The 20,562-nt window shown below is 41.8% G+C and carries 14 protein-coding genes; 5 read left to right on the plus strand and 9 right to left on the minus strand.

The genetic code is table 11. The features are described 5' to 3' along the window. Positions 1 to 118: 118 nt before the first annotated feature. From ACOB82_RS16790 to ACOB82_RS16800, 3 genes are all read left to right on the plus strand, one after another. Complete coding sequence (locus tag ACOB82_RS16790) at positions 119 to 2,560, plus strand: TonB-dependent receptor (protein ID WP_448214150.1); 2,442 nt, start codon at positions 119 to 121, stop codon at positions 2,558 to 2,560. A gap of 71 nt (positions 2,561 to 2,631) precedes the next feature. After that, a complete protein-coding gene (locus ACOB82_RS16795; protein ID WP_448214151.1) occupies positions 2,632 to 3,903 on the plus strand; it encodes a Xaa-Pro dipeptidase in 1,272 nt (423 codons plus the stop codon). An 18-nt stretch (positions 3,904 to 3,921) separates the two neighbouring features. Further along, the gene (locus ACOB82_RS16800; RefSeq protein WP_448214152.1) at positions 3,922 to 5,490 is read left to right on the plus strand and encodes a tetratricopeptide repeat-containing sulfotransferase family protein; all 1,569 of its coding nucleotides are present in this window, start codon (positions 3,922 to 3,924) and stop codon (positions 5,488 to 5,490) included. 108 nt (positions 5,491 to 5,598) lie between these two features. On the opposite strand, the gene ACOB82_RS16805 is transcribed toward ACOB82_RS16800, so the two are convergent. From ACOB82_RS16805 to ACOB82_RS16820, 4 genes are all read right to left on the minus strand, one after another. Further along, entirely contained in the window at positions 5,599 to 5,946 is a 348-nt protein-coding gene (locus ACOB82_RS16805; protein WP_448214154.1) for a DUF3718 domain-containing protein, read from the minus strand. A 308-nt stretch (positions 5,947 to 6,254) separates the two neighbouring features. After that, positions 6,255 to 7,259 (minus strand): LacI family DNA-binding transcriptional regulator, encoded by a 1,005-nt coding sequence (locus tag ACOB82_RS16810; protein WP_448214155.1) that lies wholly within the window; start codon positions 7,257 to 7,259, stop codon positions 6,255 to 6,257. Positions 7,260 to 7,315: 56 nt separating this feature from the next. Beyond that, a complete protein-coding gene (locus tag ACOB82_RS16815) occupies positions 7,316 to 8,644 on the minus strand; it encodes a glycoside-pentoside-hexuronide (GPH):cation symporter (RefSeq protein WP_448214156.1) in 1,329 nt (442 codons plus the stop codon). A 51-nt stretch (positions 8,645 to 8,695) separates the two neighbouring features. After that, on the minus strand, positions 8,696 to 10,021 hold the full coding sequence (locus ACOB82_RS16820) for a GH1 family beta-glucosidase (RefSeq protein ID WP_448214157.1): 1,326 nt from the start codon (positions 10,019 to 10,021) through the stop codon (positions 8,696 to 8,698). Between the two features lie 299 nt (positions 10,022 to 10,320). On the opposite strand from ACOB82_RS16820, the gene ACOB82_RS16825 reads away from it, so the two are divergent. Both ACOB82_RS16825 and ACOB82_RS16830 read left to right on the plus strand, forming a co-directional pair. Next, positions 10,321 to 11,601, plus strand: a complete 1,281-nt coding sequence (locus ACOB82_RS16825; RefSeq protein ID WP_448214158.1) for a sugar MFS transporter — start codon at positions 10,321 to 10,323, stop codon at positions 11,599 to 11,601. 10 nt (positions 11,602 to 11,611) lie between these two features. Further along, positions 11,612 to 14,227, plus strand: a complete 2,616-nt coding sequence (locus tag ACOB82_RS16830; RefSeq protein ID WP_448214159.1) for a glycoside hydrolase family 3 protein — start codon at positions 11,612 to 11,614, stop codon at positions 14,225 to 14,227. A 522-nt stretch (positions 14,228 to 14,749) separates the two neighbouring features. Here ACOB82_RS16830 and ACOB82_RS16835 read toward each other — a convergent pair. The 5 genes from ACOB82_RS16835 to ACOB82_RS16855 form a co-directional block, all read right to left on the minus strand. Beyond that, positions 14,750 to 15,451, minus strand: coding sequence for a DUF6445 family protein (locus tag ACOB82_RS16835; protein WP_448214160.1), 702 nt, complete (start codon positions 15,449 to 15,451; stop codon positions 14,750 to 14,752). Positions 15,452 to 15,465: 14 nt separating this feature from the next. Further along, the gene (locus tag ACOB82_RS16840; protein WP_448214162.1) at positions 15,466 to 17,049 is read right to left on the minus strand and encodes a tryptophan halogenase family protein; all 1,584 of its coding nucleotides are present in this window, start codon (positions 17,047 to 17,049) and stop codon (positions 15,466 to 15,468) included. Then, a complete protein-coding gene (locus ACOB82_RS16845) occupies positions 17,046 to 18,062 on the minus strand; it encodes a cupin-like domain-containing protein (RefSeq protein WP_448214163.1) in 1,017 nt (338 codons plus the stop codon). Before ACOB82_RS16845 ends, ACOB82_RS16840 begins: the two co-directional genes overlap by 4 nt. 62 nt (positions 18,063 to 18,124) lie before the next feature. Then, positions 18,125 to 18,862, minus strand: coding sequence for a SapC family protein (locus ACOB82_RS16850; RefSeq protein ID WP_448214164.1), 738 nt, complete (start codon positions 18,860 to 18,862; stop codon positions 18,125 to 18,127). Between the two features lie 74 nt (positions 18,863 to 18,936). Further along, on the minus strand, positions 18,937 to 20,511 hold the full coding sequence (locus ACOB82_RS16855) for a tryptophan halogenase family protein (RefSeq protein ID WP_448214165.1): 1,575 nt from the start codon (positions 20,509 to 20,511) through the stop codon (positions 18,937 to 18,939). Between the last annotated feature and the right edge of the window lie 51 nt (positions 20,512 to 20,562).

Here is a 20,562-nt window from a genome sequence, read left to right on the forward strand (position 1 = left end):
TTTACTTGAAAAGGTTGCATAAAAATTCTATAAAGCCGCAATTTTTTGCAGTGATAACAATAAAAAGTGCCAAAAAGGCAAAAAATAAAGAATAAAAATTTACTTTTAGGAGAATAACATGACAACGCACAGACAGCAGTTATTTAAAAAATCTGCCTTATGTTTAGCCTTGAGCTCGATTTTCAGCGCACCGACGATTGTTATGGCGCAAGATGATGCGGCTGTAGAAGGTATTGAACGTATTCAAGTAACAGGATCTCGCCGCGCTTCAAGTGTCCAAGAAGCACCGATGAACATTACCGCACTTGATGGCGACGTAATGAAAGATCAAAACATTGCTGCCCCAGAAGATGTAGCCCGTTGGGTGCCAGGTTTAAGTATTGCTGATCAAGGTGGCCGAGAAGGCGCATCTATTATTGTTCGAGGGCTAAACACTAACTCGTCTGAGCGTATTTCTGATGGCGGTACGGTTGCAACTTACGTTGGCGAAATTCCACTCACTGTTGATTTACGTTTAAAAGATGTAGAGCGTGTTGAGGTGTTAATTGGGCCACAAGGTACACTTTATGGCGCAGGCACGCTAGGTGGTGCGATTCGTTACTTGTTACATAAGCCTGAGTTAGACGTTACTGAAGGCTCAATTTCTGGCGATATTTTCTCGCTAAAAGAAAGTGATGATATGGGTGGCGAAGCTGGCTTTATTTTCAATACGCCAATTATTGATGAGCAATTAGCAATCCGTGTGAACGTTAATTATTACGACACTCCAGGTTTTATCGATTACAGCGCTGCAGTATGTGAGCCTGGCGTCTCGTTACCAGATCCTGATTGGCATGATAGCGATGCGGTCGCGCAAAATATTTGTGGTGTTGATGATGTTAACGATGAGCAAATTACCACATCTCGCATTGCACTTCGTTGGGCACCAACTGATTGGTTTGATGGTACGTTAACTTACTTCTATCAAAAACAAGAAAATGGCGGTAACTCAATTGTTCAATACAATTCTATGCCAGCAGAAAATCCATTGGGCGAATTTATTGGTAAATATGATTCAGCCTACCGTGTAGTTGAACCAAATAAAAAAGAAGATCAACTACTTAGTTTAGAAATGGAGTTAGATTTAGGTTTTGCTGAGTTAGTCTCAGCATCAGGTTGGTCTGACTATGAGCAATCAGGTCAACGTGACCAAACGGATTTATTGTTTGGTGATATCTGGAGTGGCTATGCTGATTACCCAGCGTTTACTGCATATACCTTAGATACTGGCGATAATGATGTATTTACTCAAGAGTTACGTTTAGTTTCAACTATTGACTCGCCATTTAGCTACATTGTTGGCTACTTCTATAACAAGCTTGAGTCATCTTCTGATGATCGCGAATATACACCGGGCTTAACCGATTTCTGGTTTGACGGCCAATACACCAACATTGAATATGATCTAGAGTATGTTGCGCTGAATAAACAAAAACTTGAAGAATCAGCAATTTTCGGTGAAGTAAGTTACCAAGTCACTGACAAACTTAGTTTAACTGCTGGTGCACGTTTGTATGAGTATGAAGTGAAATCAACTTCAGGTAACCACGCACCATTTTACAATGGTGAGATCAGTTCTATCGATGAAATAGAGCGTTCAACAAGCAAAGCCAAAGATGATGGTAATTTGCTGAAATTTAATGCGAGTTACCAATACAGTGATGAGTTATTAACTTATTTCACGGTTAGTGAAGGTTACCGTATTGGTGGTTCCAATGGCCTAGTACCTTGTCCTGACGATGGCTCAATTCAAGTGTGTGCGTTGCCGAATGAAATGGATTACCAACCAGATAAAACCACTAACTATGAAATTGGTGTTAAGAGCTCTTGGTTTAACAACAAGTTACATGTAAACGGTGCTTTATTTAGCGTTGACTGGGAAGATGCACAAATTCAGGCAACAACGGTCAATGGTCAAGAAATCATTACTGCTAATGCGGGTAAAGCTAACTCTACCGGCGTTGAATTATCGGTGCGCGGAGTCGTAACTTCTGGGGTGATTGCTTATGCAACTTATTCATACGCTAAAGCAGAGTTAACTTCTGACGCGCCTTACTTATTTGGTGTTAAAGGCGATCAGGGAAGCGAGCTGCAAAACTTCTATGACGGTGAAGATGGTGATCGTTTACCAGGTGCACCAGAGCAACAATTCTCTATGGGCATTGATTATGAAACTGAAGTATTTGGTGACAAAATGCTAAACATTACTTACGGTCTAACCGCGCAAAGTGATTTGATCACTAAAGTAGGGTTAAAGGCTGACGGTGAAACCTTACCAGGTTATGCCTTAAGTAATATTGCTGCTAAGTTATCAGGCGATCAGTGGTCAGCTACGTTCTACATTGATAACATGTTTGATAAATATGCGTTTACCGCGAACCGTCGAGACAAGTCTTGGGCGGGCATGGCTCGTTTTGAAGATCAAAATAAGAACTTGCCTGAAATTGAGCGTGTATATGGTCACTTTATTACCAAACCTCGTACTGTAGGTATTCGCTTTAATTACTTGTTTGAATTGTAATTAACGTTAGGTTAAACCTTGCTAAAAAGGCACCTTAAATAAGTATTGGTGCCTTTTTATTTGGAAGAGAAATGATGAAAAAAATAACAAGAACTTTAGCAGCTGGCGCAGCTTTACTTGCAAGTTTATCAGTTCATGGCGAACAACAAGTCATTAATGCCGGCTATCTAATTGATGTTGCCTCTGGCAAGGTCAGTCAAAACCAATTTATTCTTATTGATGATAATAAAATCGTCAAAATTACTGATAAAAACCCTGCGCCAGATGCCAAACAAATTGATTTGTCGAATCAATATGTATTGCCTGGGTTAATGGATATGCACACTCATGTCGTGCGCAATTTATCTAAATCTTTTTATGACGGATATTTTCAATCTCCACATCGAGCAGTGATTGGCGGTGTGGTGAATGCTGAGCGCACATTGCTAGCAGGCTTTACCACCATTCGTAACGTTGGCGCGGCAGATTTTCAAGATGTGGCATTACGTAATGCCATTAATGCGGGTGAAGTGCCTGGTCCACGCATGGCGGTATCAGGTCCTTCACTTGGTATCACCGGTGGTCATTGTGATAGTAATGCGCTTAATCATAGCTTTGAAGAAAAGTCGGATGGTGTTGCCGATGGTCCTTGGCAAGTACGTCAACAAGTGCGTGAAAATGTTAAGTATCAAGTGGACTTAATTAAGTTTTGCGCCACTGGTGGGGTATTCTCTAAAGGCACTAAAGTTGGCCAGCGCCAATATACCTTTGAAGAAATGCAGGCAATTATTGATGAAGCACATACTCATGGTCGCACGGTTGCAGCCCATGCACACGGCACTGAGGGTATTGAATTTGCCATCAAAGCTGGGGTTGACTCGATTGAGCATGCGAGTTATTTAACCAAAGATGCGATTAAATTAGCAATAAAGCATGGTACGGTATTATCAATGGATATTTACAACACCGAATACACCTTAAGTGAAGGGGTAAAAAATGGTGTGCCACAAGAAAATATTGATAAAGAAAAGCTCGTAGGTACCCGTCAGCGTGAAAGTTTTACTGCCGCGGTAAAAGCCGGCGCTAAAATGGTATTGGGCTCTGATGCCGGTATTTATCCGCATGGCGACAATGCTAAGCAATTAAATCGAATGACACGCTTTGGTATGACACCGTTGCAAGCGTTACAGGCGGCCACAATGAATTCAGCAGCACTGCTTAATTGGCAAGACAAAGTTGGGCAAATTAAACCTGGCATGTTTGCCGATATAATTGCGGTAAATGCTAATCCATTAACCGATATTTCAACACTTGAGCAAGTTAATTTCGTGATGAAAGATGGTGCGATTTACAAGCAACTGTAACTCGGCAGGAAAAATATTTTGATTGAAGACTACTATCAACAAGCACAACGTTTAATCAATCAAAAAGCCTATCAGCAGGCACATCAGTGCCTGCTAACTATTTTGTCAAAAGACCGCCAGCATGCTGGCGCCTTTTACCTGTTGGCAATCATTGCTAGTGATCATCGAAATTACATTAAAGCGATAGAATTAGCGACTAAGGCTATTCAACTGAGTGAGCAAATAGAATATGCGGTGTTTATTGCTAAGCAATACCTGCTTATGCATGATCATGTTCAAGCAAAAAATTATGCTGATAAAGCGACAAATAACGCTAATTTATCCGCTCAACTTTGTGATGATTTAGGGGTGATTTATAGCCAAATGGGCTTACATCAAAATGCCATCAGTTACTTTGTAAAGGCAGAGCAACTTACGGCATCTGATCGAATTAACCCCCAGCTTTATCTTAACCTTGGCGCTTCTTATAATTTTTGTGGCCAGTTTAATCAGGCGGTTGAATGTTATCGTCAAGCAATTAAGCAAGATAAGCATTGTGTAAAAGCCTATTTAGCAATAACAACACTTGACCGGTTAACTACTGAAGAAGTTGCTTATCTGGAGCATGCGTTAACCAATGAGCGAGAGGTGAATCAACAACTCTATATAGCTCACGCATTGGCAAGACATAGCGAAAAGCACAAGAACTTTAGCCAAGCATTTGCGCTACTTAAGCAAGTAAAACAGCGTAAAAAAGTTGAAATTGGTTACCAGTTCGCTACTGATGCAGCGATATTTTCCAGTCTCGAACAATTTTTTCAAGCAACACCCGTCTCAACAGCACTATCGACCGCAACCAGTCAAGACTCGCAGCAACCGATATTTATCGTCGGCATGCCAAGGACAGGAACAACAGTGGTGGAGCGGTTAATCTCTCAAGCACCAAACATTCTTTCTGCCGGTGAAATGCAGCATTTCGCTGTGCAATTAAAGCAACAAACTAAGGTGCAATCCTCAGCATTATTAGATGTTGAAACGATTAACGCATGCCAAGGTCTTGATTGGCAGGAACTCGGGCGAGGATATTTGGCAAGGACACAAGCCTTAACGCATGGGGCTGAGCGATTTATTGACAAAATGCCCATTAACTTTTTATATGTCGGCTTTATTTTAACCGCGCTACCTAATGCCAAGATCATTTGTTTAGATCGCGACCCGCTCGACACCATTGTTAGTAATTATCGCCAGTTATTTGCCACTGACTTTTCATTTTATCGATACAGTTATGATTTAGATGATTGTGCGCAGTATTATCAAGCATTTAACCGGTTAATGATGTTTTGGCAGCAGCGTTTTCCCGACAATTTTTACCGGTTAAATTATCAAGCTTTTGTTAACGATCCTGCTCAGTATGGACAAGCGCTTTATCAGTTTATTGATGAACCATGGCAAAAAAGCTATTTGAATTTATCAACCAATACCAGCCCAGTTGCAACGGCAAGTGCAGCACAAGTTCGTAGTGGAATTTCTAATCAGTCAGTAGGTGCTTGGCGCAATTATCAGCAGGCATTAAGCGGTATTATTGAAAAATATGACGTTGGCGGTTAGTAAGTGATAAAGCTTTAAAACTTACTGTAAAGCTCAAAATGAAAAGTGGTGTGCTCTGCTACTAAATGAGCACACGCTTTTTTCTAAAATGAGGCATAACGGTAGACTTTATTCTTTAAACGATACGTTAATTTTACTGATAGCGGCGACATCGGTAATACTAACGCCACCAATGCTATGTTCTAAACGAGATGCGGTTTTATTAGCGCCATGACTTTCAGCAAAAGTGATAATGTCGTCACCATTACACATTACTTTTAACGCTACATCGCGAGTATCTAAATGATAATCATCCATTGCATTTTTCATGCGAATTGGTACATCGCTGGCGGCAGCTTTACATACTTTGACTAAGGCAACTTCAACCTGACGATCTAACGCCATGCTTGCTGAGCTAGCTAGAGAAAGTGCTACGCCAGTTGCCACTAGAATGCTTGATTTATTAACTTTGTTCATTGTTCCATCTCCATTTGATTTAACTGTACGAGTAAGTGCGTACAAGTTAATAGTGACTGGTTTGGTGAAAAAAGTTGTTAATGCAAGGCGACGGGATGTAAAAAACTCCGTCGTAAATAACTAGCAGTTCAACGCTAAGTAATTGAAAATAAAACAATGTAAAATTCAACACTGTTATTAAGGTGACATGAAGTTTTACATTCGCTGACCAATTGACATACAAATCAAGGCAATTTACCAGCAAAACCCCTAGCCCTATTTCGCCGGCTTATTAAAACTGCTTTGTTAGATTAAATTGCGTTGTTAGATTAAATTGAACGATGGGCGACTGAGTGGCGGCTGATCACGGTCGGCTCAAACACCTGGTTGATTTCAATATTTTTCTTATTATAAATTTGTTTTAGTACCAACTTTGCTGCCATATGCCCCATATCATCTATCGGGTTGTTGACCGTTGTTAGCGTAGGATACAAATAATTGGCAAAAATCACGTTATCAAAGCCGATAATTGATAAATCTTTTGGCAGGTTGTAACCATGCTCTCTGGCGTATTTCATGGCACCTGATGCCATTTCATCATTAGCGCAAACTAAGGCGCTAAATTGATAATTATGATCAATAAAGTGTTTAAGGCCTTCAGAGCCACCCGTTTCTTTAAAGTCACTGATATAAAGTAAGTCAGGATTGAAATCGATATTGTGCTCGGCTAACGCGCGTTTATGACCAAGTAGGCGGTTACTGGCATCGGCTTTGAACTGTGGGCCAGCGATATAAGCAATATCTTGATGGCCTAAACGGATAAGCTCTTTGGTGGCAATGTAGCCGCCAATTTCATTGTCTAAACTAATACACTTATCTTCAAGGCCTTTAACAAAACGACTCATCAAATAAATAGGGATTTTACCCTTGTTCATTTCTATTAGGTAGTCATCGGTAACGGCTTCAACATGCGCGATAATCGCATCACAGTTACGGCCAATTAGAAACTCAATAGCGTCCTTTTCTTTATCTTCTTCAGAGTGACCTGTGGTGATGATGACATGCTTACCAGCAGCTCTAAGCTCAGCTTCGATTGCCGCCATCATTTGACCGAAAAAAGGGCCATGAAGCTCAGATACCAGCAAGCCAACACTGTTAGAGCGGCTTGAAGCTAATGATTGCGCGATTGAATTAGGGCGATAACCCAGCGCCTTCATCGCGTCTTCAACTTTTTGTTTAGTTTTGTCGCTAACACGGGCGTTTTTATTCATCACCCGTGAAACCGTAGCAAGAGAAACGCCAGCAAGTTTAGACACTTCGTAAATCGTTGCCATAAAGTTTAGAGTATCCTAAATAAGTCGTGGCGAAATAATAACGTAGTCATAGTGGTTTAACTAGCTGTTACTTTTAGCTTATTTTGAATGGCATCTAACTTATCATGGGTCAGTGTGTATTTGGTCATCACCAATGCCACAAGGAAAGAGCCAACAGCAGGGAACACAGTAAACGAAAGCAAAATGCCTTGTTTGGTCGCTTCCGATTGCGCCATATCTGCTTGGTAGTTATAAAATGCTAATAACCAACCGGCAATAGCGCCACCAAATGCCACGCCCATTTTAATAAAGAAAATCACGCCAGAGTAGACTAAGCCAGTAATACGAACGCCGGTTTTTTCATGGCCGTAATCGATAGTGTCTGCCATTTTGGCCCAGAGTAGTGGCGTTGCCATATCAAGGAAAAATTTCCAAAAAATAAAGGCTACAAACGCTAAGACTAGTTGATCACTTTCAATAAACACGCTGAGTACACAAATACTGGCCGATAGGGCTTGTAACCAAATATAGGCTTTGATTTTACATACGCGTTTAGCCAGCGGCTGTGCAATTGCGCAGCCTATCATGCTCGCTACTACACCAGCGGTCATAAACGAGGTGATTAAATCTTCGCGTCCTAAGAAGTACTTCACATAGTAAACCGCCAAGGTAAATCTTAGTACTTGGCCTGTTAATAGAAACAGTGCGGCAATACATAAAATACGCCATTGGTCGTTTTGCCAGAGCGATTTTGCACTATCAATAAATGAAACTTGCTGTGATTTAGGTTGCTCAATGCGTTCTTTCGTACCTAAAAAGCACAAGATAAACATGATAAAGCCTAAACTGCTCATGGCGATCATTGTATATTGATAGCCCTTGGCTTTATCACCCTGACCGAAAAACTCGACTAACGGCATAGTACAAGCCGCGACAATGACGCCACCTAGCATGCCAAAAACAAAACGATATGACTGAACCGTGACACGCTCTTTAGCATCTGCGGTTAATACGCCGCCAAGCGCACAATAAGGAATGTTGATGGCAGTGTAGGCCACCATAAGTAAGGTATAAGTGCTAAAGGCATAAACAATTTTGCTAGTGCCGGTAAGCTCAGGCGTGGTGAACGCCAAAATGGAAATAAGCGCAAATGGTAGGGCAAGCCATAGTAGGTAGGGGCGAAAATGTCCCCACTTCGTATGAGTTCTATCGGCAATGGTGCCCATAAGTGGGTCGGTGACTGCATCAAATATCCGCACCACTAAGAACATGGTACCAACTACGGCGGGTGAAAGACCAACCACGTCCGTGTAATACAACATTAAGAACATCATTACCGTTTGGAAAATGATGTTGCTGGCGGTGTCCCCAAGGCCGTAGGCGATTTTTTCTTTTACACTTATCATAATGAGCTACTTGTTATTATAAATTTTTTTAGCTGTATTGTTTTGCGATAATCATCGAGCGGTGATCATATCGCGATATGCTAATCCGCTTTGCTTTATTGTGCGCTTTTGGCTGTCATAATCAACATAAACTATACCAAAGCGTTTTAAGTAACCTTCGGCCCATTCAAAGTTATCCATTAAACTCCAGGCAAAATAACCTTGGATATTAACCCCTTGTTCAATCGCGTCATTTACGGCCAGTAAATGTTGTTGGTAATACTCGACGCGATCAATATCGTTGACTTGACCATCTTCGAGCTTATCTGCCATCGCTGCGCCATTTTCTGTGATGAAAATTGGCGGCAAATCATATAGCGAATTAAGTCGAGTAAGTAGCTCAGTAAAAGCACTTGGATAAATTTCCCAACCAATATCGGTTAGTGGCGCAGGCGGTGGTAATTGTTCAAAAATTTCTTGCTGATCAGCGCGATAAATCGCTCGGGTATAGAAATTAATGCCAAGAAAGTCAATTGGCGTGGCAATTATCTCCATATCACCTTCATGAATATCAGGGCGATGCTCTGCGGGTAGTTGACTTAAAATTTCAGGGTAAGCTTTATCAAAAATTGGTTTTATGTACCATTGGTTAAAGTAATCATCAGCAAACGCCGTTGCCGCGATATCTTCGTCACTTTCTGATGCGGGGTAGGCAGGGGTAAAATTCAAGACAATGCCATTTTGCGCATGCGGTGCGTTTTCTTGTAATTTAAGCATGGCAAGGCCGTGACCGAGCAATAAATGATGAGCCGCTTTCTTGCCATTTTCTTTGCCGGTTTTTCCTGGCGCATGAATGCCCGCCTCATAACCTAAATAGGCGCTACAAAAAGGTTCATTTAACGTGGCATATGAAAATACGCGCTTGCCGAATGCCTGACTGATCAAGTCAACATAGTGGGCAAAGTGGTATGCTGTTTCTCGATTCAGCCAGCCACCATTATCTTCATGGTGTTGCGGTAAATCCCAATGATATAGCGTGACATAAGGTTTGATATTTTTGTTATTTAATTCATCAAGAATATCAATATAAAACAGAACACCATCGTTATTTAATGAACCGTCTTTATTAATAACACGCGGCCAAGAAATAGATAGGCGGTAGGCGTCGACACCAAGTGATTCGATTAACTCAATGTCCTCGCGCCAGCGGTGGAAGTGATCACAAGCGAAGTCGCCATTGGAATTGTCGGCAATCTTACCAGGGGTATTGCAAAACGTATCCCAGATACAAGGTAGGCGGTGCTCAATACCACCTTCAATTTGAAAAGAAGCCGTAGCAACGCCATAGGTGAAGTCTTTAGATCGCATTGCTGAATCTTTTGGCAATGAATACATCATTAGTAACTGTCCTTTATCCGAGTAGAGTCTCGCACACTTTTTACCGATTGAGTGTTTATTGTTTTTTGAAAGCGCTTACAAATTGTTTGAAAAAAAACTAAACTTGGGGTTAAATAAAAAGTGAAAGCGCTTACATTTTTGATAGAGTAGTGCTTAACTCAAAAAAGATCAATAGCTTTAATTCGATTGCTAAAACCTAAAGCTTGGGGGATAAGTTTTAGTGTGTAACGGAAGAATACCGTGAAGTCAGTTATCAATTATCGCCGATTTATTACTATAACGATAAAAGGTTAAACCAAATGGCAAACGCAACAGTTAGCTCTGCAAACCAAGTTAGCTCAGAAAATTTGGTGAGCGGGGGCAATCATGGCTCGGGTAATTACCGATTCGCCCTTACTTCACTAACGTCATTGTTTTTTATGTGGGGCTTTATTACCTGCTTAAATGACATTTTAATTCCACACCTAAAAGGGGTGTTTAACTTAAGCTATAGCCAAGCAATGCTGATTCAGTTTTGTTTCTTTGGTGCATACTTTTTAGTGTCTGTGCCCTCTGGTGCCATTGTTAAAAAACTAGGTTTTCAAAAAGGCATAGTGCTGGGACTTGTTATTGCCGCAGTGGGTTGCTTATGTTTTTACCCTGCTGCAGCCATGCAAAGTTATAATATTTTCCTAATGGCACTGTTTATTCTGGCTAGCGGTATTACGTTATTACAAGTTTCTGCTAATCCTTATGTCAGTATTTTAGGCGACCCAGCGACAGCATCTTCACGTTTAACCCTAACCCAAGCGTTTAATTCATTAGGTACTACCGTTGCGCCATTTTTCGGTGCCTACTTAATTTTGGATCAAGCAGCATCTGGTATGAGCGCGGCAGCTGAAGCGCAATCAGTGCAAATGCCTTATGTGTTATTGGCAGCGATGTTATTGATCTTGGCAGCGATATTTGCGTTATTAAAACTGCCAAATATGGAACATACCCATGAGCATGATGAAGTATCGATTACTGGTAGTGCTTGGCAATATCGTCACTTAGTACTTGGTGCTGTGGGGATTTTTGTTTATGTCGGTGCAGAAGTGGCAATTGGCAGCTTTTTGGTGAGCTTTTTTGGTGAAGAACATATTGCTGGGCTGGAAGAAGCACAAGCTGGGAAATATTTAGCCTACTACTGGGGCGGTGCTATGGTCGGCCGCTTTATAGGTGCTGGCGTTATGCAAAAAATCGCGGCCGGTAAAGTGCTGGCGTTTAATGCTGCATGCGCCATTGTCTTAATCACTATTGCTATTGTCGCTACAGGTCAAATGGCGATGTGGGCAATTTTGTTAGTGGGTTTATGTAATTCAATTATGTTCCCAACCATCTTTAGTTTAGCTATTACAGGTTTAGGACCACATACCTCACAAGGCTCAGGTTTATTATGTCTTGCCATAGTTGGTGGCGCTATTGTGCCATTGATTCAGGGCTTTATCGCCGATGCCGCAGGTGTGCAGTTATCTTTTGTCCTGCCAATTGTTTGTTACTGCTTTATTGTGTTTTACGGATTAAACGGCTCAAAGCCTCAGCCAATAAAGTCAGTGTAAGGAATTTATCATGAAAAAATCGTTTAAATTATCTATCGCCTCAATAAGTGTTGCACTGGTCTTAGTGGGTTGTAATAAACCCGCTTCAACTGATTCTGCAAATAATGCGTCTACCTCAAAAGAAGCAATGGCAATTGAACAGTCAAATGCTGGCGCTAATAAAGACAAAGCCGCGCGCGATGTTAGTATTTGGCCACAACTTAATATTGAAGTGAAACCAGATGCTGACATCGAAGCGAAAGTGGAGACATTACTGGCAAAAATGACCTTAGAGCAGAAAGTCGCGCAAATGATCCAGCCGGAAATTCGTGATATTACCGTGGAAGATATGCGTAAATATGGCTTTGGTTCGTATTTAAATGGTGGTGGCGCATTCCCGAATAATAATAAACATTCAACGCCACAAGATTGGATTAATTTAGCAGAAGCCATGTATCAAGCGTCAATCGATGACAGCCTTGATGGTATGGCGATCCCGACTATGTGGGGAACTGATGCCGTACATGGCCATAACAATGTGATTGGCGCCACCTTATTTCCTCATAATATTGGGTTAGGTGCGGCAAATAATCCGGCGTTAATTGAAAAAATTGCACAGATAACCGCGACTGAAGTGATGGTGACGGGCATTGACTGGGTATTTGCACCAACAGTGGCGGTGGTGAGAGATGATCGCTGGGGTCGCACTTATGAAGGCTACTCTGAAGATCCCGATATCGTTCGTGATTATGCTGCCGCTATTGTTAGAGGTTTGCAAGGTCATGCTGACCAAGACTTTTTAGCTGATAATCGCGTGATCAGCACAGTAAAACACTTTATTGGCGATGGTGGCACTGAAGGTGGTGACGACCAAGGCGATAACTTAGCGTCTGAACAAGAGTTATTTGATATTCACGCACAAGGTTATGTTGGCGGGCTAACGGCTGGCGCTCAGTCAGTGATGGCATCATTTAACAGTTGGCATGGCGATAAAGTGCATGGCAATAAATACCTATTAAATGATGTGCTAAAAGATCGCATGGGTTTTGATGGCTTTGTTGTTGGTGACTGGAACGGTCATGGCCAAGTAGCTGGTTGTAGCAATGAAAGCTGCCCGCAAGCGGTGAATGCTGGACTAGATGTGTTTATGGTGCCAACCAAAGCATGGAAGCCATTATATGAAAACACTATCGCGCAAGTTAACGCTGGTGAAATCAGCCAAGCACGAATTGACGATGCGGTTAGACGTATTTTACGAGTGAAATTCCGAGCGGGTTTATTTACTAAACCAAGTCCAGCACAGCGCCCATTTTCCGGTAAAACTGAGCTAATTGGTGCTGCTGATCATCGTGCAGTTGCGCGACAAGCGGTGCGTGAATCGCTTGTTTTATTGAAAAACAATAATAACTTACTGCCTTTATCCCCTAAGCAGCATATTTTAGTGGCAGGTGACGGTGCTGATAATATTGGTAAGCAATCGGGCGGCTGGACCATTACCTGGCAGGGCACAGGCAATACCAATGAAGAATTCCCTGGTGGCAGTTCAATTTATGACGGTATTGCAGAGCAAGTTAATGCCGCAGGTGGTCAAGTAACCTTAAGTGTTGATGGTAGCTTTGAGCAAAAACCAGATGTCGCGGTTGTGGTATTTGGTGAAGAGCCTTACGCAGAAGGTCATGGCGATCGTGAAGATTTAGAATATCAACGTGGCGAAAAACATGATTTAGCGTTACTTAAATCGTTTAAAGACCAAGGTATTCCGGTAGTGGCATTATTTATTAGTGGCCGACCAATGTGGGTAAACGCCGAGCTTAATGCCTCAGATGCTTTTGCCGCAATTTGGTTACCAGGTTCAGAAGGTAATGGCGTAGCTGATGTCATTTTACAAACCGCTAACGGTGAAGTGCAGCATGACTTTGTCGGTAAATTGTCGTTCTCGTGGCCTAAATCACCCGAGCAAGCGGTGGTTAATCGTCATGATCAACACTATGATCCGCTGCTGCCATATGGATTTGGCTTACAATATGGCGAGACATCAACGTTATCAAATACGCTTAATGAAGTAGTCAATCGCGCTGATGAGCAAAATTTAACGAAAAATATCTTTACCGGTTCAATGCAAAAGCCTTGGTTACTATGGCTATTTTCAGGTGATGAGCAGTTTGAAGTTAATTCAAATAGTCACTCAATTGGCGCGTTAACTTATCGTACTGTTGATAAAGAAGTGCAAGAAGATGCTCGTAAAATTACGCTTAATGGCAGCGAACTTGCCGGTATTCGCATCGCCAGTAAAAGTCATTTTAGAGAAGATTTAATCTCGAGTTTAGAAAATGGCTCTGCACTTAACTTTATGATGAATGTGAGTGAAAAGCCAACGGATGTTGTGACGCTTACAATGCGCTGTAATGGTGAAGGTGAAACTGGCTGTGGCGTAAGTTTAGATATTACCGACACGCTTAACCAGTTGCCATTAAATAGCTGGCAAACGCTTTCGGTTGATTTATCTTGTTTTAGTGAACGCGGTATGAAAATGACAGATACCGTGATCCCGTTTGAGATAGCGTCAAAAGGCAAGTTGTCACTGAGTGTTGCCGATATCAAGTTAACGCCTGAGCAAACTGATGCGAAGGCGATTAGCTGCCAATAGTAATTTCCGGTAAAAAGGATGCTTAAAAAAGAGATCTAATAATTAGGTCTCTTTTTTTTGCTTTGTTATTTGCTTTGTAGCGCTTTACAAAAATACCTGTAATCCAGATTACCAGTTTTATTACCTATTCTTTATATTAAACAATTTAGTTTATGGTAGCGGGTGAGGAATCTTCCCATTGAAGTGAGCTGATTAAGATAAGAGAGAGCGAATTGATACGTGAAACAAGATGTCGAACGCTGATGCTGATTCAAGGAAGTGTCATCACCAGGTATATCAATAAAGCTCGCTTATTGTATCAACGTCTTCACTGAATTTGGGCGCTGAGGGCGCCTATATGGATGTTAGTGATAGAGCAACGCAGGAGCAGTTGCCAAAATGTGTAAGAGGGGAACAAGCGTTTTTCCCTCTTACGTGCTGTCGGCACACCGACAATATAACAAGAATAATACACTACGTCTGAAAGTATTTATCATTTCAATAACTATAAACCGATAAGAAATGATAGTGTTTAAAAGTAAGCTAACAAACAAATTCAACAAACATATTCGCGGTTACGCGACCAGTTTTGGGATTATCATCAATGTCGGTGGCTTCATTGACTATGGTTGAATGTAATAAATTGCCTGGGTAGATAACCAGGCGGTTGGGTTTGTAATCCACCACTTCATAAAGTTCATACATCTCAGAGTTGTCAATATGATAAGCGGGAGCCGGTTCGCCAAGCTCGGCAATTTCTTGATTACACTTTTCCATATAGCCATCAACTCGTTGCTCATTAATGCGTTCGAACTGGGTTGATCTGTGGCGAAAAAAACCAGTGCCGCCATGTGGCTGATCATTAACGTAGTGTAAAACCGCGAAATAAAACGGCCGTGGTGTGTCAAAATGGGGAAAGCGCTGCAAAAAGCTTAACGTGTTTGCTGGCTGATTAATTAATGAAAAATACGCCAGTTGCGGCTGTAATTTGAACGTGCGAGGAATTTGATAAATTTTATAAATCCCTTGATAGACTGCCCGTAAACTATCGATAATGTATTGATTGGGCAGCTGGCTGCGCACAGCTGGGTAGTATGAGTTTGGATCTTGATTAAATGACGCGCTTTCAGCCAATTGTTGGGCTGCATCAAGATTTAGCACAAAGTCATCAATAACGATGATGGGGGGTTGTTCATGGCCTATGGTTTTTACCATAGGCGTAAACTGCTGATTAACCTCAAGCATAGTGCCTAAACCTTTTATGCTTGGTTGGCTGCACTTGCTTGGCTGGCGCTTATTGGGTTAACGGCGCTTGATTGGCCATTACTGGACTGACAATAATGACGAATAAAGTCGACATGGTTAGGCCAGCTCATCACTTTTTTCTGAACGCCGTTTTTAATTTTATTTAAAAAGTTTTCCAGCTCTTCATCACTCATCATATCGACAATCGGGTGATATTGCTTAGGCATTAAGCCTTGACCTAACATTACTTGTACCCAAGATGTTTCGCCAAATAGATCGTCGGCTTTTTTAAATACTCGGCCAGAATCAGCAAATAGCTTCATGCGATGTGCTAGAGAATCAGGAATCGGCATAGTGGCACAATGGCGCCAAAATGGCGTATCACGACGATCGGTTAAGTGGTAATGCAAGATAATGAAATCGCGAATATTGTCAGCTTCTAATTTGGTTTGCTGATTGTATTCATCAACATCTGATTGATTAATACCCGTATGGGGAAACAATTGCATTAGCCTAACCACGGCTTTTTGGAATAAATGAATGCCGGTAGATTCAAGCGGCTCAATAAACCCAGAAGCTAGCCCTACCGCTATACAGTTTTTATTCCAGTGTTTGCGCCGTGCACCGGTTTTATACTTAATCACCCGCGGTTGATTAATTGGCTCACCTTCAATATTGGCCAGCAAGGTTTCAATCGCTTGCTCATCAGTCATGTATTTACTGCAAAACACTAAGCCATTACCTGTGCGGTTTTGCAGTGGAATACGCCATTGCCAGCCCGCATCTCGGGCAATTGAGCGAGTATAAGGCACGGGTGTTTCGACAGAGGTTGTTTGCACGGCAACCGCACTGTCACAAGGTAAATAATGGCTCCAATCATCATATCCAGTATGCAAGGCTTCTTCGATCAGCAAGCCTCTAAAGCCAGTACAATCGATAAATAAGTCGCCTTCAACCACTTTGCCATTGGCCAGCTTTAATGCTTTGATATAGCCATTGGCTGGATTTAATTCAACCTGCTCAATTTTGCCTTCTACGCGCTGACAGCCAAATTTATAAGCGATATTTTGTAAATATTTGGCGTAAAGTCCGGCATCAAGGTGATAGGCATGGTTTAAGTCTTGATTGGCGAGTACAGCAAAACGACCTTCGCGACAGGCTAAATGCTCCGGGCAATAATCACCAATTTCTGAAACAATACCTCGTTGTAAGCCTTTTAACCAAAAGTGCTGAAAGCCACAAGCCCAGCAATCTTGGCCTAAATAACCAAATGAGTGGATGTAATCTTTATTTACATCGCGCCAGTTTTCAAATGAAATGCCAAGCTTAAAGGTAGCATTGGTTGCTGCCATAAATTCCGCTTCATTTATGCCCAATAATTGATGAAAAATATGCAATGTTGGAATAGTCGCTTCACCAACACCCACTGTCGGAATATCGTCAGATTCAACTAATACCACTTCAATGGTTTTACCCAGTAATTTACTGAACGAAGCGGCAGCCATCCAACCGGCAGTTCCGCCTCCGGCAATCACTACTTTTTTAACAGGCATGTTGTTAGGCACATCATTGGGCGTATTGTTGGGAGTAGCGTTCATCGTTTTAATTTCTCTATTAGTTCAGCGCGAATGCGTCTGGCAGTCAGTTCGTCAATTGGCTTTTGTTGTGCGCCTTGAGCATGTTCAGGCAAATGTTCGAGACTGGCCTCATCATGCTCAAAAATATAATGGTTAAATATTGCCTGCCACGCTTGGCGTTGCGCTTTAGGCAAGTTTCGAAGGCTTAACATCGCATGGAGTAGGGCATTGTTCGGTCGACCTAAAAATGACGGTGTATCGCGCCACCAATGGGTGAGCAGCACATTCAATGATGTAAGCCCTTCAACGTGATGCCACCACATACTTGGCAAGTACAGGGCATCGCCAGTATCGAGCTCGGCAACTTCAGCACTGGCGATAGCATGCTCAAACTTTGGAAATTTTTCAAAGTCTGGATTATCAAAATCGACCATCGAGATATCTTGACCACCTGGGGCAAACTCCATCGGCCCTGGATATAAATTGGCAACTTGATCAGGGGGAAACAAAGTAAATCGACGTTTACCAACCACAGATATCGCTAAGTTATGGGGAAAGTCATAATGGGCGGCAATTTTACTTTGATTACCAATCCATATGCTGGCTATTGGGCGATATTGATCAATGCTGGTTGTATGCTCAGCTTTAAAGCCCGGTAAAAAACTCCCCACTTCGGTTGAGGCAACATATAACGTGGGCGGTTTCGGGTCTTGCTGGTGCGCCAGCAGTTTATCAAGTACTAAGTTTAAATCCGCTTTAGATGCTTGATAGTTAAAGCCTGTTACTTGTTGATTATAAAATACTCTACCGTTATTTTCGGGAGCACCTAAACAGGCATTAACTGGCTGTTGATTATAAAATTGGCGTAAGTAGTCACAAGCCGCATAGTTGGAGGTTTGCGCGGCCTGAACAATCGGCCAGTCGCTGGCAAAACCTTTAAGCACTAATGGTGTTTTTGAACTAAATACCCAGTCAGGTATTTCATTGGGAGAAATACCGGTAACTGTTTGGGTGGTGTTAGTAATATTTAACATTTTGATTGCCGTTAATTCTATGCGGTTAGGTGCTTGCCGTTAAGTAGTTGCCGTTTAAAAAGTTATTGATTTGTTGCTAAGGCGACGCGCTTATTTTTTTCACGTAGTAAGGTGCGAATATTACCTTGTGAGGCCAACATCATATAAATGGCTTGCAAATAACCCGTTGCCCTTAGCGATTCTATGGTATCAATTGGCAAGGCATTAAACTTATCTTCATTAATGGTATAAAAACCAATCATTTGGTGTTCTTGTCCGTTATCTAACTTGATATCTAAGGAGCAAGGTTCAATTAATGCTAACTCTGCCATTTGTTGACAAAATTTTACGCCATCTGTTGCGCCTAAATGTAGTGCTTCTAACATGCTGGCTGTTCGATCAAGATAATCAGAGTTGCCACCAAATGGTAAAAATAGCGGCTCGCCTTGTTCTTTACTGATTCTTGGGCTGTCCAGATCAATACTTAGCATGCGGTTTTGTTTTTCTTCGCCATTTTCGGTAACCGTTTGTGTAGCGATTAAAAATGGATGACGCAATACAGATGCAGGAATATAAGAAGCGTGCCAGCCATTTTCATCTAAAAATAGGTTTTCGTTCTCTTTAAAACCAAATAATGCCACTGCCGCAAACTCGCCCGTGCTAGCATCTTTAGTGAAGAATAACGGATAGTGAATTTGCGCGCTGCGAAACTCTTGTGGAAAAGTTAATGCGTACCAAAGATTGTCGCCTAGTTCTGCGCTGCGTTTGGTGATTATGCGCAGGTCTTTATGTTCGACGTTATTAACTAGTGCATGATTCATTGTGTGTTCCCCCGTAAAATATAGTTAAACTTAGCCTTAATTTATCTTAGTTATTATTAGCTATTTTCGTTTTGTTACTGTCTTCTAGCTAAGCCAAATTCTTTGATTTTATTGATTACCGCTCGGTTTGACTCTAACGCTTTTATCATCTGCTGGGTTTGCCTAGCGTTTTCATTTAAGTACTGTCGAGCGCTATGTTGTTGCTGTTGATTCACCAAGTGCGGTGGCACTTGCGTGGTAAACCCCATGCCATATAAGACAAACTGAAAGCTAGCTGCTGGAAACAGCTCTTCTGTGTAATGGCTATCGAAATGATAAGGCGTTTGATATTGCCACAAGCTCAGTAATTCTTGTAAATGTTCAGGTATTGACGCATTGCGTTTATTATCAAGCCAATAGTCGCTGTCTTGCCGTTTTGACAGCACATAGTGCAGTTTTAAAAACTCGATAATACGTTGCCAGCGATGATTAAATTTTTGGTTAAAACGTTTGGCGGTAATATTCATCACTGCGCGATTTGCTGGCAATTGCTCTGCCACCATTTTCGCTGACAGCTCAATCAGCGCTAGTGCTGATGCTTCTAATGGTTCAATAAAGCCTGCTGACATGCCGATGGCGACACAGTTATTTTGCCAGAACTTTTCACGATAACCTGGTCGAATGCGAATGGCGCGAAAATCTAGATTATCAGTGATTAATTCCGCGCTTAAATGGCTAGTTTTTTCAATATAGTTTGCCAGCGCTTGTTGTGCTTGCTCATCACTGGTGTGCTGGCTTGAATAGACATGACCGACACCGCGTCGTGATTGCAGGCCAATGTCCCATATCCAGCCACTGTCTTGGGCATTTGAAATGGTATGAGAAGCTATTGCACTGTCGGCATCTTGATAAGGCACTTGTACGGCAAGCGCTCGATCGTTAAATAAAATATGATCAACGTCGTTGAACCCAACACCGTAATGCTCGCCTAATAACAGTGATTTAAAGCCAGTACAGTCAATAAATAAGTCGCCTGTTAGCTCACCATGTTTGGCGGTAGTTAATGAGGAAATATCGGTATTTTCGGCGTTATTAATCTTAATTACATCATCAAGAATATGGTGAACGCCTAACGTTTTGGTGCAGTGCTTTTGCAAAAATGCGCCAAATTTTCCAGCATCTAAATGATAGCCATAGTTATTAATAAACGAATATTCAGGCGTTGTACTTTGCTTAGGGGCTAAGCCTAGCTGACAAATATGGCTTTGTGGCGTGGTGGCATCTGCAAATGAAAGCTCAGCTTCATTTTTTAAGTTCGCCCAATAATTGGCGATATTTATTTCGAAAAAGCCAGTGGGTTGCGTAAAAGGGTGATAATAGCTGTCTTGCTGGCCTGTAATCCAGTTTTCAAACTTAGAGGCTTGTTTAAAGCTGGCATCACATTCAATGATAAATTCTGCTTCAGAAATGCCCATTGCATGTAAGGTGCTGCGCATTGAAGGCCAAGTACCTTCGCCTACGCCGACCGTGGCAATATTGGGCGACTCAATCAAGGTAACTTTGACTGAATCAGGGGCATTAGAACAATGTTTTGCAGCAATGATTCCTGCTGTTAGCCAGCCGGCAGAACCGCCACCAACAATAACAATATGTTTAATTTCTTGCTGCATATACTTCATTGCGCTGATAAAAATAGTTATGAAAGCATTTAATCTAGTGAC

It is taken from the genome of Colwellia sp. MEBiC06753, assembly GCF_053470325.1.

Excerpts from the sequence above, each read along its gene's own strand:
- ACOB82_RS16830 (WP_448214159.1), top strand. The coding sequence starts at position 11,612 with ATGAAAAAATCGTTTAAATTATCTATCGCCTCAATAAGTGTTGCACTG.
- ACOB82_RS16855 (WP_448214165.1), bottom strand. The coding sequence starts at position 20,511 with ATGCAGCAAGAAATTAAACATATTGTTATTGTTGGTGGCGGTTCTGCC.
- ACOB82_RS16825 (WP_448214158.1), top strand. The coding sequence starts at position 10,321 with ATGGCAAACGCAACAGTTAGCTCTGCAAACCAAGTTAGCTCAGAAAAT.
- ACOB82_RS16815 (WP_448214156.1), bottom strand. The coding sequence starts at position 8,644 with ATGATAAGTGTAAAAGAAAAAATCGCCTACGGCCTTGGGGACACCGCC.
- ACOB82_RS16835 (WP_448214160.1), bottom strand. The coding sequence starts at position 15,451 with ATGCTTGAGGTTAATCAGCAGTTTACGCCTATGGTAAAAACCATAGGC.
- ACOB82_RS16810 (WP_448214155.1), bottom strand. The coding sequence starts at position 7,259 with ATGGCAACGATTTACGAAGTGTCTAAACTTGCTGGCGTTTCTCTTGCT.
- ACOB82_RS16845 (WP_448214163.1), bottom strand. The coding sequence starts at position 18,062 with ATGTTAAATATTACTAACACCACCCAAACAGTTACCGGTATTTCTCCC.
- ACOB82_RS16790 (WP_448214150.1), top strand. The coding sequence starts at position 119 with ATGACAACGCACAGACAGCAGTTATTTAAAAAATCTGCCTTATGTTTA.
- ACOB82_RS16805 (WP_448214154.1), bottom strand. The coding sequence starts at position 5,946 with ATGAACAAAGTTAATAAATCAAGCATTCTAGTGGCAACTGGCGTAGCA.
- ACOB82_RS16840 (WP_448214162.1), bottom strand. The coding sequence starts at position 17,049 with ATGAACGCTACTCCCAACAATACGCCCAATGATGTGCCTAACAACATG.
- ACOB82_RS16850 (WP_448214164.1), bottom strand. The coding sequence starts at position 18,862 with ATGAATCATGCACTAGTTAATAACGTCGAACATAAAGACCTGCGCATA.
- ACOB82_RS16820 (WP_448214157.1), bottom strand. The coding sequence starts at position 10,021 with ATGATGTATTCATTGCCAAAAGATTCAGCAATGCGATCTAAAGACTTC.
- ACOB82_RS16795 (WP_448214151.1), top strand. The coding sequence starts at position 2,632 with ATGATGAAAAAAATAACAAGAACTTTAGCAGCTGGCGCAGCTTTACTT.